The sequence below is a fragment of the Brevundimonas sp. genome (assembly GCF_024711105.1).
Classification (GTDB): Bacteria; Pseudomonadota; Alphaproteobacteria; order Caulobacterales; family Caulobacteraceae; genus Brevundimonas.
In genome coordinates, this window is record NZ_JANJTL010000137.1 from 41,836 (window position 1) to 56,636 (window position 14,801).

Here is a 14,801-nt window from a genome sequence, read left to right on the forward strand (position 1 = left end):
CGAACGGCGGTCCAGCTTGGCCGGATGCGGCGCCTCCCCATCCTGCTGCTCGACTTCGATTCCACCCTGGTCGGCTTCGAGACCCTCGAGGCCCTGGCCGAGGTCGCGCTCGAGGGCCGCCCGGACGCGGATACGCGCCGGGCCGAGATCGCGCGCCTGACCGATGAGGCGATGGAGGGCCGCCTCGACTTCAACGAGGCCCTGACGCAGCGACTAGCCCTGGTCGAGGCCGACCGCGGCCATGTGGAGGCCGTGGCCGCCAAAGCGGTCGCGGCCCTGACCCCGTCGGTCCGCCGCAACCTCGATGCCCTGCGCCGCCACGCGGATCGGGTCCACATCCTGTCGGCCGGCTTTCGCGAGATCATCGCGCCAGTGGCCGAGGCCATGGGGCTCGACCCCGCTCACGTCCACTGCAACGACCTGGCCTATGACGGCGCGGGCCGGGTCGTCGGCGCCGACGGCTCAAATCCGCTGGCCTTCGAGGACGGCAAGATCGAGGCGGTGCGGGCGCTGGCGCTCGACGGGCCGGTGGTCATGGTCGGGGACGGCTGGGGCGACTGGCGCGTCCGCGAGGCGGGCCTGGCCGACCGCTTCTGGGCCTACACCGAGGTCGTGACGCGCGACCGCGTGGTGGAGCGCGCCGATGCCGTCGCCTCGACGCTGGACGAGATCCTGCACGCCGAAGGCTTCGTGGCCCGCTTCTCCTATCCGCGCGGGCGGATGAAGGTGCTGCTGCTTGAGAACGTCCACCCGCGCGCCGTCGAACGCTTCAGGGCCGAGGGCTACGCCGTCGAGACGCTGAAGGGCGCGCTGACCGAGGACCGCCTCATCGAGCGCATCCAGGGCGTGCACGTGCTCGGCGTTCGCTCAAAGAGCGAGGTGACCGCCCGCGTTCTGGCCGCCGCGGACAGGCTGCTGGCCGTCGGCGCCTTCTGCATCGGCACCAACCAGATCGACCTGGCCGCCGCCGCCGAGAAGGGAGTGGCCGTCTTCAACGCCCCCTATTCCAACACGCGCTCGGTGGTGGAGCTGGTCATCGGCCTGACCGTGGCCCTGACCCGCCGGGTCGCCGACAAGTCCGCGGCGCTCCACGCCGGCCGCTGGGAGAAGACCGCCGACGGGGCCCACGAGCTGCGCGGCCAGACGCTCGGCGTCGTCGGCTACGGCGCCATCGGCTCGCAGCTCTCGGTCCTGGCCGAAGCCATGGGCATGAAGGTCGTCTTCCACGACCTCGACGAGAAGCTGGCGCTCGGCAACGCGCGGCGCGTGCGCAGCCTGGACGAGGTCCTGGCCGAGGCCGACGTCCTCACCGTCCACGTCGACGGCCGGCGTGAGAATGCGAACCTCATCGGCGCGCCCCAGTTCGCCCGGATGAAGCCCGGCGCCCTGTTCATCAACCTGTCGCGCGGCCACGTCGTGGACATCGAGGCCTTGGCAGAGGCGATGCGCTCAGGCCGGCTCGGCGGCGCGGCGGTGGACGTCTTCCCGGAGGAGCCGGCGGCCAACTCCGACGGCTTCACGACACCGCTTCAGGGCCTGCCCAACGTCATCCTGACCCCGCACATCGGCGGCTCGACCGAGGAGGCGCAGGAGGCCATCGCCGACTTCGCCTCAGAGCGGCTGCTCGGCTTCCTCAACCGCGGCGACACGACCTTCAGCGTCAACCTGCCCAACGTCCGCCTGTCCGAAGTCACCGGCGCCCACCGGCTGCTGCACATCCACCGCAACCAGCCCGGCGTGCTCGCCGCCATCAACCGGGCGCTTGCCGAAGGCGGCCTCAACATCCTCGCCCAGCACCTCAAGACCGACGACCGCACCGGCTACGTCATCGTGGATGTGGAGGGCGACTATGACCCGGCGGCGCTGGAGGGCCTGAAGGCGGTGGACGGCGCACTGCGGTTCAGAGTGCTGTATTAGCGGCGAGGCGGCGTCGAGACCGCCCCCACAAGTCGCAGCGGAGCAGGCAGCATGGAGAGTTCGCCAGCTCTCATCGTGTCGATCTTCATGTTGGCGATTTTTGCGCAGGCCGCCGGACTGCTGTTGATTCTGGCTGCGGTGCACATCGTGAGCGCGGCTGACCAGCCTAAAGGGCTCCTGGCCTGGCGGCAGGCCCTTCTCGCCCGGCTACGGGGAGTGGGTCTAGGTAGGAAGCCAATACGAGTGGGTCTGACCCTTTGGCTGGCGTCTTTCGCCCTGTGCGCTGTGGCGGTGGCATTAGACCGACTATAGCCTGGCAGGCGCCTCCACCGGTTGACACCCACGCCCCTCCCGGCCTATACGCGCCGCCTCCTGCGACGGACTCCGGTCCGGACGCTCGTCAGCTTATTGCCTTCGGAGCCTTCCCGTGAAGCGGACTTTCCAACCGTCCAAGCTCGTGCGCGCCCGTCGCCACGGTTTCCGCGCGCGCATGGCCACCAAGAACGGCCAGAAGATCGTCGCCCGCCGCCGCGCCAAGGGCCGCAAGCGCCTGACGGCCTAAGGCCGTTCGGCCGCGAAGGCCGATGGACGACATCGCAACGAATTCCAGCGACGCGCCCGGCCCCGGGCGCGTCGTTTTGCGTCGGCTGAAGACCCGTCCCCAGTTCCTGGCCTGCCAGAAGGCCCAGGCGCGGCCCTCGGGTTCGGTGCTGCTGCAGATGCGCGACCGCCAGGACGGCGACCCGGCCATCGGCGTCGGCTTCACGGCCACGAAGAAGATCGGCGGGGCGGTGGTCCGCAACCGCGCCAAGCGCCGCCTGCGCGAGGCCGCGCGCCTGCTGTTGCCCACCCACGCCCTGCCCGGCCATGACTATGTGCTGATCGCGCGCCAGAGCCTCACAGAGCGCCCATGGCCCCGTTTGCTTGACGATGTGAAAACCGCGCTGATAAGGCTCGCCGCCGACAAGCAGCCCCTCACCTGACGCCCGTCCAGGGCGACGCGCCGGACGGTGATCCCGGGGGCGCTCAACGGTCCGACGCGAAAGCGACCCATGCAGCACGACAATACGCGCAACACGATCATCTTCATCGTCTGCGCCGTGGCCATCCTGATCGGCTACCAGCTCCTCGTCCTCCAGCCGGCCGCCGAGCGCCGCCAGGCCGCCGCGCGCGCCGCGGCCGAACAGACCCAGACGGTGGCGGCCGAGCCGGGCACGACGTCCGACAGCGGCCCGACGCCCCAGATCGTCAGCGAGCGCGAGGCCCTGGCCCGCTCGCCGCGCGTGCCGATCGAGACCCCGGCCCTGCCGGGCAGCGTCAGCCTGACCGGCGGCCGCATCGACCACCTCTATCTGAACGACTACGCCCAGACGCTGCACAGCGACACCAACGTCGAGCTGCTGCGCCCCGAGGGCGTCGAGCACGCCTATTTCGCCTATACGGGCTGGCGCGGCGACAACATCGCCAACCTGCCGGGGCCGGACACCCGGTGGGTGCTGCGCTCGGGTGAGCGGCTGGCCCCGGGCTCGCCCATCGTCATGACGCACGACAACGGCGCGGGTCTGACCTTCACCCGCACCATCGCGGTGGACGATCAGTACCTCTTCACCATCACCGACCGCGTCGACAACCGGTCCGGCCAGGCGGTGACGCTCGCGCCCTTCGGCTCCGTCCAGCGGCGCGGCATCCCCAATGACCTGGGCCGCCAGATGATCATCCACGAGGGCGCCATCGGCGTCTTCGACGGACAGCTTCACCAGGCCAAGTACCGTGACTGGGAAGACGAGGCGGAGCCGGAGTCCTTCACCTCGCGCGGCGGCTGGGTCGGGATCACCGACAAGTACTGGCTGACCGCCTTCGTGCCCGAGCAGGACGAGCGGATCCAGGCCCAGTTCCGCACTGCTGAGCGGGGCGGCGTGCGCGTCTTCGAGACCGTCTTCCAGTCCCGCCCCTGGACCATCGAGCCGGGCCGCTCGGCCACCGAAACCGCCCACCTCTTCGCCGGCGCCAAGCGCAACGAGGTGCTGGAGGCCTATGGCGAACGGCTGGGCGCCCCGCGTCTGAACGACGCCATCGACTGGGGCATGTTCTGGTTCCTGACCAAGCCCATCTTCATGGTGCTGGAATGGTTCTACGGTTTGGTCGGCAACTTCGGGGTGGCCATCCTGCTGCTGACCATCGTGGTCAAGCTCGTGCTCTTCCCGCTGGCCAACAAGGCCTATGCCTCGATGTCCCGCATGCGGAACCTCCAGCCCAAGATGGAGGAGATCAAGGCCAAGCACGCCAACGACGCCGCCAAGCAGCAGCAGGAGATCATGGCGCTCTATCAGCGGGAGAAGATCAATCCCCTGGCCGGCTGTCTGCCGCTGCTGATCCAGATGCCGATTTTCTACGCGCTGTATAAGGTGCTGTTCGTCACCATCGAGATGCGGCACGCGCCCTTCGCCCTGTGGATCCAGGACCTGTCCGCGCGCGACCCGACCAGCATCTGGACGGCGTTCGGCCTGATCCCCTGGAACCCCGCCTCGGCGCCGCTCATCGGCGGCCTGCTGGACGGCGCCCTGCATCTGGGCGTGCTGCCCATCGTCTACGGCCTGACCATGTGGCTGCAGCAGGCGATGAACCCGCCGGCGCCCGATCCGACCCAGCGTCAGATCTTCGCCTTCCTGCCGTTCGTGTTCACCTTCATCATGGCCCCGTTCGCCGCCGGACTGATCCTCTACTGGGCCTGGTCCAACGTGCTGACCATCATCCAGCAGTACGTGATCATGCACCGCTACAAGGCCGAGAACCCGATCGACACCTTCATCGACCGCTACATCAAGAAGAAGCCGGCGTGACCGACGTCTTCACCGACGAGCAGCTGGAGGCGGCCCGCGTCGCCTTCGCCCGGCCCGTCGAGTTCATGATGGGCGCGGCCAAGATCGAGCAGCTGCCGCCGCCGGACCTGCCCGAGGTGGCCTTCGCCGGGCGGTCCAACGTCGGGAAGTCCAGCCTGATCAATGCGCTCGCGGGCCGCAAGCAGCTGGCCCGCTCCTCGTCCGAGCCGGGCCGCACGCGGGAGGTCAACTTCTTCGTGGCCGACGGCCAGTTCCGGCTGGTGGACCTGCCAGGGTACGGCTTCGCCAAGGCCGGCAAGCAGGTGACGAAGAAGTTCCAGAACCTGGGACGCGACTATCTGCGCGGCCGGGTGAACCTGAAGCGCGTCTATCTGCTGATCGACGCCCGCCACGGCCTGAAATCCGTCGACGCCGAGGCGCTCGACGCGCTGGACCTGGCCGCGGTCTCCTACCAGATCGTCCTGACCAAGGCCGACAAGATGAAGCCGTCCGAGGCCGCCGCCATGGCCGAGAAGACGCTGAAGGGCGTCTCCAAACGCCCCGCCGCCTTCCCGCGCGTGCAGGTCACCTCCGCCGAGACGGGCCTCGGCATGGCCGAACTGCGCGCCGAGATCCTGGCGGCCTGCCAGGCCTGATCAGGGCCGGCGCGCCAGCAGCGCCCGGCAGTAGGCGCGGTGGGCGTCAAAGGCCTCGCGCCGATGCTCCCGCATCATGTCGAAGAAGGACATCATCGCCTCGCCGTCCTGCGAGTCGATCTGTTCAGGCGTGCGGCCGATGTCCGGACCCATCTGGGCCATCACCATGCCGCCGCCGATCATCTCGGCGGTCAGGGCGCTGCGTTCCGCTTCGCTCAGCGCGGTCCCGGCGTGCTCGCTTTCGATTGCGGCCGAGGCGGCGCAGCCTCCCGCCTGCCAGTACCAGGTCTGGGGATCCGGCTGCGGTGCGTCCTGTACGGCGACGACCGCGGCGAAAGCCAAGATGAACATCTGAGCCCTCCGTGTGACCGCCCGAACCTATCGCCCGAGCGCAGGGCTGGCGAGCCCTAGCCCCCACCCGTCCGATAGCTCGCCCTGCCCGTGCCTTCGCAGACCGGACAGGTTTCGCCGGTCGGCAGGCTGCCGACGCCCTGGCACTCGGCGCACTGGGTCGGATCGACGCCCTGGATGGTGGTCGGATCGGCCGGGTCGGTCGGGCCCAGCTCCCGGTCGTCGATCTCGTGTTCCTTCATGCATGCGGGAACGTCCGGCGCCGAGGCGGGTTGCCGCGTGACAGGACCCCTCCCCTCGCCTAAACGCGCGCCGATGGACGAGATCGAACGCCAATCCGAAGACCGCGCCTGGGGGACCGCCAAGACCCTGGCCGAGGCCCTGCCCTACATCCAGATCTATGACCGCCAGACGGTGGTCATCAAATACGGCGGCCACGCCATGGGCGAGACGGCGGTGGCGAAGCAGTTCGCCGCCGACGTGGTCCTGCTCAAGCTGATGGGCGTGAACCCCGTGGTCGTCCACGGCGGCGGTCCGCAGATCAGCGCCATGCTGGAAAAGGCCGGAGTGAAGTCCAGCTTCGTCGACGGCCTGCGCGTCACCGACGCCGACACCATGCAGGTCGCCGAGATGGTCCTGTCCGGCGCGGTCAACAAGGAGATCGCCCACCTGATCACCATGGCCGGCAAGGGCGCCGACGTGCGCGGCGTCGGACTGTCCGGCAAGGACGCCGGCCTGCTGACCGTCGAGAAGACCCGCCGCACCCGCCGCGACCCCGACAGCATGATCGAGCACGAGGTCGACCTCGGCTTCGTCGGCGAGCCTACCAACGTCGATCCCAAGCTTATCCTGCGCATGCTGGAATCCGACGCCGACTGGGTCCCAGTCATCGCCCCGATCGGCGTGGCCGAAGACGGCCAGACCTACAACGTCAACGCCGACACCGTGGCCGGCGCGCTCGCCGGCGCGCTCAAGGCCAAGCGTATGCTGCTGCTGACCGACGTCGAGGGCGTTCGCGGCGCCGACGGCCAGCTGATCCGCCAGATGACCATCGCGGACGCACGTCGGCTGATCGAGGAGGGCGTCGCCTCCGGCGGCATGATCCCCAAGCTGCAAACCTGCATGGCCGCCATCGAATCCGGGGTCGAGGCCGTGGTCATCCTGGACGGCCGCCGGCCCCACGCCATGCTGGTCGAACTGTTCACCGAGCACGGCGCCGGAACGCTCGTGTGCGCCCGATGAATCCTTCTCCCGAGGGGAGAAGGGGGACCCGCGCACCGGAGGGCGACAGCCCGGAGGCCCGCGCGGGGGATGAGGGCGTAAGTCCTATCCGGCAAGGCCCAAACCCCTCACCCTCCACGCAAGACGCGTCGCGCCTTCAGCGCTCCTCGGCGTGGAGCCGCCCTCTCCCTCTGGGAGAGGGGTCGCCGGAAATAGACACCTGGCTCTTCGACCTCGACGACACCCTCTATCCGGCCGAGACGGAGCTGATGCATCTGATCCGCCAGCGGATCACCGGCTTCGTCATGCGCGTCACCGGCCTGCCGCGCGACGAGGCGCGCGCGGTCCAGCGCGGCTGGTTCGAGCGCCATGGCGCGGCCCTGCCGGGCCTGCTGGCCGAGCACAACATCTCGGTCCAGGAGTTCCTCGACGAGGTCCACGACGTGCCGCTGGACGCCATCGCCCCGGACGATGAGCTGGGCCGCATCCTCGACCGCCTGCCGGGGCGCAAGCTGGTCTTCACCAACGGCTCGTCGGGCCACGCCGAACGCGTGCTGGACCGCCTGGGGATCGCCGACCGGTTCGAGGCGATCTTCCACATCGAGTCCGCCGGACTGATCCCCAAGCCCGCGCCCGAGACCTTCGCCAGGGTCGTGGAGGTCTTCGCCTTCGAGCCGGTCAGGACCGTCTTCTTCGACGACGCCGAGCGCAACCTGAAGACCGGCGCCGACTTGGGCATGACCACCGTGCTGGTCGGCCCGCACGCGTTCGCCTCCACCGCGCCCTTCGTGCATCATCGCACGCCGAGGCTGACGCCCTTTCTGCAATCCCTGCCGCTGACGGAGCCCGCATGACCGACCTCGCCGCGATCAAGGCCGATGTGGAGGCCGCCTGGGAGGCGCGCGCCGATCTCTCGCCCGAGACGCGCGGCGCCCCGCGCAAGGCCGTGGAGACCGCGCTTGAGCTGCTCGACGACGGCCGCTTCCGCGTCGCCGAGCGCGAGGCCGACGGGACCTGGACGACCCATCAGTGGCTCAAGAAGGCGGTGCTGCTGTCCTTCCGCCTGAACCCGAACGCGGTGATGGGCGGGACCGACGACACCCACAATCACTCCTCGGTCGGCCCGTGGTTCGACAAGGTCCCGAACAAGTTCGACCGCTGGAACGCGCGCCGCTTCGAGGACGCGGGCTTCCGCGCTGTGCCGGGCGCCATCGTGCGCCGCGGCGCCTTCGTCGGCCGCAACGTGGTGCTGATGCCGTCCTTCGTGAACATCGGCGCCTACATCGACGAAGGGACCATGGTCGACACCTGGGCCACCGTCGGCTCCTGCGCCCAGATCGGCAAGAACGTGCACCTGTCCGGCGGCGCCGGCATCGGGGGCGTGCTCGAGCCGCTCCAGGCCAATCCGACCATCATCGAGGACGGCTGCTTCATCGGCGCCCGCGCCGAGGTCGCCGAAGGCGTCATCGTCCGCGAAGGCGCGGTGCTGGCCATGGGGGTCTATCTGTCCGCCTCGACCAAGATCGTCGACCGCGCGACCGGCGAGGTCTTCCGCGGCGAGGTCCCCGCCTATTCCGTCGTCGTCCCCGGCGCCCTTCCCGACCCCAACGGCCGCCCGAGCCTCTACTGCGCCGTCATCGTCAAGCGCGTGGACGCCCAGACCCGGGCCAAGACGGGTGTGAACGAGCTGCTGCGGGACTAGGTGATCCCCAAAGGGGAAGGCTAAGCTGGCGACGATGGCTGGCTTGATGCACCTCTTCAGCTTTCAAGGGCGACTAAGCCGCGCGGCATGGCGACGGCGGCAGGTCCTCGCGCTCGCTCTCGGAGCTCTTGGCCTCTTCGGCGCAATCCTGTTGGTCATGGCAGATGCGCCTCGCCCGGCGTCGCTGCTTCCGCTCGCTGTGATTCCGATCGCGGTCCTTCTGCTGGCATCGGGCATGACCCGCCGCCTCCACGACGTTGGCCGCCACATGCATCAGGAGGCCCTTAAGGGACTGCTCTGGTTTGTGATGTTGCTTGGACCGCTTGCCCTACTGATCGTGTATCCGGACGCGCCGCCATGGGCCTTCTGGGTGGTCATGGTCTGGACGCTAGGGTTCGTCGGCGCCTCCGCTGTTCTCCGGTACCCTGCACGGCCTAGCGGTTCAGCTCGACTCGGCGACGTCGGCGAGAACGAGTTCGGGCCACCGCCTGCCCCCTGATCTGAAGGAGCCGAACGTGCGTCAGAGCCCTCTCAGCAGCGCCGTGACTCTCGGCCTGCTCCTCGCCGCCGCCAGCGTCGCGGCGGCCTGGGGACTGACGCTGTTCAACGACCCCGGCGAGCTCGGGCGGGCCCGCGCCCTGGCCATGGGGCTGTGCCTTGCCGGGCCGGTGCTGGGGATCGTGGCCGGAGCGGCGGCCAGGGACATGCACGCGGCCGATTGGGTCGGTGCGGTCAATCTGCTCGTGCTGGGTCTCGGCTTCTGCGGCTGGATGCTCGCGGCCTGGGACGGCAGCTGGGACCTGCCGGCTATCGTCGGCTTCGTCCTGCTGGTCCAGACCGGCATGGTGCTGCTCGGCGGCTGGCTGCGGGCGCGCCGCCGCTGAACGAAACGAAACCGCCCGCCGGTATCCCGGCGGGCGGCGTCGAGGTCGGATGACCTGGAAGGCTAGACCCGGTCCTGCGGCGGCTCCGCGTTGAAGGGGCGGGGCTCCGGATCGATGGAGGTCTTGCCGCGCGGAGCGCGGTCGGTGCTGGCCGCACCACGCATCTTCTGGGCCTTGCCGGTCCACTGATCCAGCATGCGGCCGGCCCACTCCCGGCCGCCCAGCCCAAAGGCCAGCGCCGCGGCCACGGCGGCGGCGCCGAGGATCAGGCCGAAGGCTAGCACCACGATCTCGTCGGCGATGCCCATGAAGCTGAGGCCCATGGCCGTGGCCAGCGCGATGGTCGCCCACCGCACCAATGTCGAGGCGAAGCGGTCCGCCCCGCCGGTCGTTCGGTTGATCAGATTGGCCAGCACGTCGGCGATCAGGACGCCGGCGGTGATGATGATCCCGCCGACCAGCACCCGACCGGCCAGCTCCAGCACCGATTGGACGATGGCCGCGGCCGCGCCGAACTCGACCAGCCGCAGGGCCTCCATGGCGAAGAACAGGACGATGGCCACGCCCACGACCCAGCCGACCAGCTTGGACGGCGTCATCGGCGTGTGCGCCGCGCCCTCGCCGGTCATCTTGGCGGCGTAGGCCGAGGACACGGCGCCCGGATAGGGGCCAGGCCCCGTCGAGGCCGCGCTGGCGCCGTCGGCCGGCGGCTTGCCCATGGAGGTCAGGCCGGTAACCGCCGAGATGCTGCGGTCAAAGCCCGTCGCCGGCAGCACCCGCTCGATGACCGAGGCCACCCAGCGGGCGATGAAGACACCGAGCGCCAGCAGCAGCGCCGCGACCAGAACCCGCGGCAGGGCGTCGAGCACCGTCGTCAGCACCGCCGTCGCCGGCTCGCTGATGGCGGTGATGTTCAGGGTCTGCAGCGCCGCGATCGAGGCGAACAGGATGACCACCGCGAAAACCAGCGTGCCCAGCGCATTGGTCAGGCCCGTGGACCCCGTGGAGCGCGTGACGCCCGCCCTCTCGACCCAGTTATCCAGCCCTGCGGCGTCCAGCGCGGCGACCGTCAGCCGCTTGGCCAGCGTCGCCACGACGAAGCCGATGAAGAAGATCAGCGCCGCCCCGAGGATGCTCGGAATGAAGGCCGCGATATTGGTCAGCAGGGTGTTCAGCGGCTCGACCGCGCCGCGCAGGTTCAGCACGCCCAGCGCCGCGACGACGCCGAACAGCAGGATAAGCCAAAAGCCGACCTCGCCCAGGCGGGCGCCCAGGGTGTGACGCGGCTCGGCGCCCTCATTGGCCTTGTCTGCGCCGGGGAGCTTGTTCAGGCCCTTGGCCAGCACGTGCTTGACCGCCTTGCCGATGAACCAGGCGGCCACGAGAATCAGGATCGCGCCGAGCACCCTCGGCGCCCAGACTTCCAGCAGCGGCTCCCAGCCGATGAATTCGTAGCGGGTTGGTTCGTTCATGTAGCGGTCTCCAGGCGAGAGCCGGCGAAGGCCGGCGCAGTCGGGGGCCTAACCGCCGAACGGCCGCGCTTGTTCCGCGAGAATGGCGGCGCAGCCGGCGGCCTGATCGTGGACCGGACCGCGAGAACCTCAGGCTCAGCTCAGCCGATCCGCCTTGCGCAAACTCGGGAACATCCAGGCCCACAGGCCCGTGGCCGCCAGCGCGCCGATCCCGCCGTAGACCGCCGCCCCGACCGGCCCGAGCAGCCGGGCCATGACGCCCGAGTAGAACTCGCCCAGCTCGTTGGACGCCCCGATGAACAGCATGGAGACCGAACTGACCCGGCCGCGCATCTCGTCCGGTGTGGCCAACTGGATCAGGGTCTGGCGGATGTTCACGCTGATCATGTCCGCCGCCCCGCCGATGAGCAGCAGCAGGGCGCTGAGCCAGACGGTCCGCGACAGGCCGAACAGCAGGGTCGCCGCGCCGAATACGGCCACGGCGGCGAACATCCACAGGCCGCCCCTCTGCCGGATAGGCCAGCGGCTCAGATAGAGCGCCATGACCAGCGCCCCCACCCCAAAGGAGGCTCGCAGCAGCCCGAAGCCCTCCGGCCCAGCGTGCAGGATGTCGCGCGCGAACACCGGCGCCAGCAGGGCCACGCCCGCCAGCAGCACCACGACCAGATCGAGCGAAATGGCCCCGATGACGATCTTGGTCCGCCAGACGTACCTCAGGCCCTCCAGCATGGCGTGGAAGCGGTTCTCGTCCGCCTCGCGCGGCCGGGGCCGGGTGTCGGTGCGGATCAGGGCGATGCAGGTCACCCCGACGAGAAACATGACCACCGAGGTTCCATAGGCGAAGGGGATGGAGATGCCGAGCAGCAGGCCCCCGACGGCGGGCCCCGCGATCGCGCCAAGCTGGAAGGCCAGGGACTGGGCCGCGATGGCGCGCGGCAGGGCCTCGCGCCCCACTATGCGCGGCAGCATGGCCTGGCTGGCGGGGGCCAGGAAGGCGCGGGCCGCCCCGAACAGCGCCGCGACCGACAGCAGCATCCACAGCGCCGGCGCGCCGTGGATCGCCAGGCTAAGGAAGGCCACGGCGCACAGGGCCTCGACGGCGATGCAGGCCAGCACGGTGCGCTTGCGGTCCGTCCGGTCAGCCAGGTCTCCGGCCGGGAGGGTCAGGGCGAGCAGCGGCAGGAACTGCACCAGGCCCACGAGCCCCAGATAGAGGCTCGCCTGCTCCACCGGATGATCGCGCCGCGCGATCTCATAGACTTGCCACAGCAGGGCCGAGGACTGGATCTGAATGGCCAGGACAGCGATCATCCGCCCGAACCACAGCAGGCGGAAGTCCCGATTGCGGAACGGGTCCGGACTGAGGTGGACGGCCTCGGCCGTCTCCGGTGTGACCGGCCGCGAGGCCTCGGGCGCGTCGGTCACGTCTTGCGGCCGGTGCTGCCGGGATAGAGCGTGCCGTCGCGGCGCCGGTAGAAGGTCTCGCCGCCGGTGTAGGTCATGTCGATGTCCGGATACTCAACGCGGTCCTCGGCGGGGCGGCGTGTCCCGACCTCGAGCAGAACGGCCGTCGGGTGGCTTCGGTTCACGATGTGATGGCCGTTCGCCTGACCCGCCGGGAAGCCTGCGCAATCGCCGGCCCGCAGCACGGTCTCACCGCCATCGTCGATCAGGACCACCTCGCCCTCGACCACCCAGACGAACTCGTCCTCGGCCGCATGCCAGTGACGCTGGGAGGTCCAGACGCCCGGGTCCAGCTCCAGCCGGTTGACGCCGCACTGGGTCAGGCCCGCGGCGTCGCCCAGCTTCCTTCGCCGCCGGGCCCGGCATGGCTGATCGAAGGGTTCCGGATAGGCCGTGCCGTCACGGCTCGGCGCGGCTTCGATGTCGATCTTGGGCATGAGCCTTCTCTCGCTCCGCGGCTCGGCTTAAGAGCCGAAGCATGGCCGTTGTCGATCCTGTTCTGCTGACCCGCGCGCTCATCCGCAAGCCGTCCGTGACGCCCGCCGACGAAGGGGCGATGGACCTGGTCCAGGCCGAGTTGGAGGCGCTCGGCTTCGCGTGCCGACGGATGACCTTCGAGGGGATCGAGAACCTCTACGCCCGGCGCGGGACCGCTTCGCCGAACCTCTGTTTCGCCGGCCACACCGACGTTGTCCCGACCGGCCCGACCGAGGCCTGGTCTTCCGACCCCTTCGCCGCCGAGGTGAGCGAAGGCGTCATCGTCGGACGCGGGGCGGTCGACATGAAGGGCGGCATCGCCGCCTGGATCGCGGCCGTCTCCCAGGTGCTGGCCAACGGCGAGCCCAAGGGTTCGCTCAGCTTCCTGATCACCGGCGACGAGGAAGGCCGCGCCACCCACGGCACCAAGCTGGTGGTCGAGCAGCTGCTGGCCGAGGGGGAGCGGATCGACGCCTGCGTGGTGGGCGAGCCGTCCTCGCTGCAGGTGCTCGGCGACACCATCAAGATTGGCCGGCGCGGCTCGCTGAACGTCTGGATCACCGTGACCGGCAAGCAGGGTCACGTGGCCTATCCGGAACGGGGGGCCAATCCGATCCCGGTGCTGCTGGATCTCATGAAACGGCTGAACGACCGGAGGCTCGACGACGGCTACGAGGCCTTCCAGCCCTCGAACCTCGAGATCACTACCCTGGATGTCGGCAATCCGGCCACGAACGTGATCCCCGGCCAGGCCACGGGCCGGTTCAACATCCGCTTCAACCCGGCGCACACGGGCGCGAGCCTGATGGCCTGGATCGAGGAAGAGGCCCGCGTCGTCGAGGCCGCCTCTGGGCAGAAGGTGACTGTCGAGTTCCTGCACTCCGGCGACGCCTTCCTGACCCAGGAAGGACCTTTCACCCGCGCGGTGCAGGACGCGGTGCAAGCCGAACTCGGCGTGCGGCCCGAAGCCTCGACCACGGGCGGCACCTCCGACGCGCGCTTCATCCGGGCGCTGTGCCCGGTGCTCGAACTGGGCCTCGTCGGCCAGACCATGCACCAGATCGACGAGCGGGTGTCGGAGGCGGACCTTCACGCCATCACCCGGGTCTATGCGCGGGTGATCCGCGGCTTCTTCGCTCAGTCGTAGTCGACGCCGACTAGGTAGAGCCCGTGGGCCGGCGCGACCGGCCCGCAGGCGCGGCGATCCTTTGCCTCCAGGGCGGCCTGGACGTCGGCCTTCGACCAGCGGCCGACCCCGACCTCGGCGAGCGTCCCGGTCATGGAGCGGACCTGGCGGTGCAGGAAGGAGCGGGACACGAAGGCCAGCAGGACCTCCTCGCCCTCGCGCCACACGCGGGCCTCGTCGAGCGTCTTCATCGGCGACTTCGACTGGCAGGCCAGGTCGCGGAAGGTGGTGAAGTCGTGATGGCCGACCAGCACCTGAGCGGCGTCGTGCATGGCTTCGGCGTCGAGCGGCTCCTTCACGCGCCAGACGCGGCCGCGCTCCAGCGCCGGCGGAGCCCAGCGGTTGAGAATGCGGTAGAGGTATCGCCGCTTCGTCGCCGAGAAGCGGGCGTGCCAGCCTTCGGGCGCGAGGCTGGCGTCGAGCACCACGACCGCCTCCTCGATCAGATGCGCGTTCAGGGCGTTGGCGACGGTCCGCTCGGGCCAGTCCTTCTCGAGATCGACGTGGACGACCTGGCCGGTGGCGTGCACGCCGGTGTCGGTGCGGCCGGCCGCCTGGAGGCGGACGCGCTCTCCGGAGAAGGCGAAGACGGCGGTCTCGACAGCCTCCTGCACGGACGGCAGGCCGGCCTGGGCCTGGTAGCCGTTGTAGG

The 14,801-nt window shown here is 69.8% G+C and carries 17 protein-coding genes and 1 pseudogene; 12 read left to right on the forward strand and 6 right to left on the reverse strand.

From position 1 onward, the window contains the following. Nucleotides 1–24: 24 nt before the first annotated feature. From Q0M60_RS14445 to yihA, 6 genes and pseudogenes are all read left to right on the forward strand, one after another. Nucleotides 25–552, forward strand: a pseudogene (locus tag Q0M60_RS14445) (HAD-IB family phosphatase); the annotation flags it as partial. A gap of 138 nt (nt 553–690) precedes the next feature. Beyond that, nucleotides 691–1,917 (forward strand): phosphoglycerate dehydrogenase, encoded by a 1,227-nt coding sequence (gene serA / locus Q0M60_RS14450; protein WP_366855821.1) that lies wholly within the window; start codon nt 691–693, stop codon nt 1,915–1,917. 427 nt (nt 1,918–2,344) lie between these two features. Next, nucleotides 2,345–2,479, forward strand: a complete 135-nt coding sequence (gene rpmH, locus Q0M60_RS10345) for a 50S ribosomal protein L34 (protein ID WP_296818987.1) — start codon at nt 2,345–2,347, stop codon at nt 2,477–2,479. A 22-nt stretch (nt 2,480–2,501) separates the two neighbouring features. After that, nucleotides 2,502–2,900 carry a ribonuclease P protein component gene (gene rnpA / locus Q0M60_RS10350; RefSeq protein ID WP_296818990.1) on the forward strand — a complete coding sequence of 133 codons (399 nt, stop codon included), beginning with the start codon at nt 2,502–2,504 and terminating at the stop codon, nt 2,898–2,900. 69 nt (nt 2,901–2,969) lie between these two features. Beyond that, complete coding sequence (gene yidC / locus Q0M60_RS10355) at nt 2,970–4,757, forward strand: membrane protein insertase YidC (RefSeq protein ID WP_296818992.1); 1,788 nt, start codon at nt 2,970–2,972, stop codon at nt 4,755–4,757. Then, the gene (gene yihA / locus Q0M60_RS10360; protein ID WP_296818994.1) at nt 4,754–5,392 is read left to right on the forward strand and encodes a ribosome biogenesis GTP-binding protein YihA/YsxC; all 639 of its coding nucleotides are present in this window, start codon (nt 4,754–4,756) and stop codon (nt 5,390–5,392) included. The genes yidC and yihA overlap by 4 nt, the downstream gene beginning before the upstream one ends. Here yihA and Q0M60_RS10365 read toward each other — a convergent pair whose 3' ends face one another. Then, on the reverse strand, nt 5,393–5,743 hold the full coding sequence (locus Q0M60_RS10365; RefSeq protein WP_296818997.1) for a hypothetical protein: 351 nt from the start codon (nt 5,741–5,743) through the stop codon (nt 5,393–5,395). Between the two features lie 56 nt (nt 5,744–5,799). Further along, a complete protein-coding gene (locus tag Q0M60_RS10370; RefSeq protein ID WP_296818998.1) occupies nt 5,800–5,985 on the reverse strand; it encodes a hypothetical protein in 186 nt (61 codons plus the stop codon). An 82-nt stretch (nt 5,986–6,067) separates the two neighbouring features. On the opposite strand from Q0M60_RS10370, the gene argB reads away from it, so the two are divergent. The 5 genes from argB to Q0M60_RS10390 all read left to right on the forward strand — a co-directional run bounded on the left by argB (nt 6,068) and on the right by Q0M60_RS10390 (nt 9,550). Beyond that, nucleotides 6,068–6,985, forward strand: coding sequence for an acetylglutamate kinase (gene argB / locus Q0M60_RS10375; RefSeq protein ID WP_296819015.1), 918 nt, complete (start codon nt 6,068–6,070; stop codon nt 6,983–6,985). A 191-nt stretch (nt 6,986–7,176) separates the two neighbouring features. Beyond that, on the forward strand, nt 7,177–7,818 hold the full coding sequence (locus Q0M60_RS10380) for a pyrimidine 5'-nucleotidase (RefSeq protein ID WP_366855823.1): 642 nt from the start codon (nt 7,177–7,179) through the stop codon (nt 7,816–7,818). Continuing rightward, nucleotides 7,815–8,666 (forward strand): 2,3,4,5-tetrahydropyridine-2,6-dicarboxylate N-succinyltransferase, encoded by an 852-nt coding sequence (gene dapD, locus Q0M60_RS10385; RefSeq protein WP_296819000.1) that lies wholly within the window; start codon nt 7,815–7,817, stop codon nt 8,664–8,666. The genes Q0M60_RS10380 and dapD overlap by 4 nt, the downstream gene beginning before the upstream one ends. A gap of 46 nt (nt 8,667–8,712) precedes the next feature. After that, nucleotides 8,713–9,165 (forward strand): DUF805 domain-containing protein, encoded by a 453-nt coding sequence (locus Q0M60_RS14455; RefSeq protein WP_366855819.1) that lies wholly within the window; start codon nt 8,713–8,715, stop codon nt 9,163–9,165. A gap of 16 nt (nt 9,166–9,181) precedes the next feature. After that, a complete protein-coding gene (locus Q0M60_RS10390) occupies nt 9,182–9,550 on the forward strand; it encodes a hypothetical protein (protein ID WP_296819003.1) in 369 nt (122 codons plus the stop codon). Nucleotides 9,551–9,612: 62 nt separating this feature from the next. On the opposite strand, the gene Q0M60_RS10395 is transcribed toward Q0M60_RS10390, so the two are convergent. The 3 genes from Q0M60_RS10395 to Q0M60_RS10405 all read right to left on the reverse strand — a co-directional run bounded on the left by Q0M60_RS10395 (nt 9,613) and on the right by Q0M60_RS10405 (nt 12,923). Further along, complete coding sequence (locus Q0M60_RS10395) at nt 9,613–11,022, reverse strand: mechanosensitive ion channel (protein WP_296819005.1); 1,410 nt, start codon at nt 11,020–11,022, stop codon at nt 9,613–9,615. 135 nt (nt 11,023–11,157) lie between these two features. Beyond that, nucleotides 11,158–12,447 carry an MFS transporter gene (locus Q0M60_RS10400; RefSeq protein WP_296819007.1) on the reverse strand — a complete coding sequence of 430 codons (1,290 nt, stop codon included), beginning with the start codon at nt 12,445–12,447 and terminating at the stop codon, nt 11,158–11,160. Next, nucleotides 12,444–12,923 carry a cupin domain-containing protein gene (locus tag Q0M60_RS10405; protein ID WP_296819009.1) on the reverse strand — a complete coding sequence of 160 codons (480 nt, stop codon included), beginning with the start codon at nt 12,921–12,923 and terminating at the stop codon, nt 12,444–12,446. The genes Q0M60_RS10400 and Q0M60_RS10405 overlap by 4 nt, the downstream gene beginning before the upstream one ends. 41 nt (nt 12,924–12,964) lie before the next feature. Between Q0M60_RS10405 and dapE the strand changes: the two genes are divergently transcribed. Then, complete coding sequence (gene dapE / locus Q0M60_RS10410) at nt 12,965–14,110, forward strand: succinyl-diaminopimelate desuccinylase (protein WP_296819011.1); 1,146 nt, start codon at nt 12,965–12,967, stop codon at nt 14,108–14,110. On the opposite strand, the gene truA is transcribed toward dapE, so the two are convergent. Then, nucleotides 14,101–14,801, reverse strand: a 701-nt coding sequence (truA, locus tag Q0M60_RS10415; RefSeq protein ID WP_296819013.1) for a tRNA pseudouridine(38-40) synthase TruA, incomplete at its 5' end; no start/stop codon positions are given. The two genes, dapE and truA, sit on opposite strands and share 10 nt — an antisense overlap.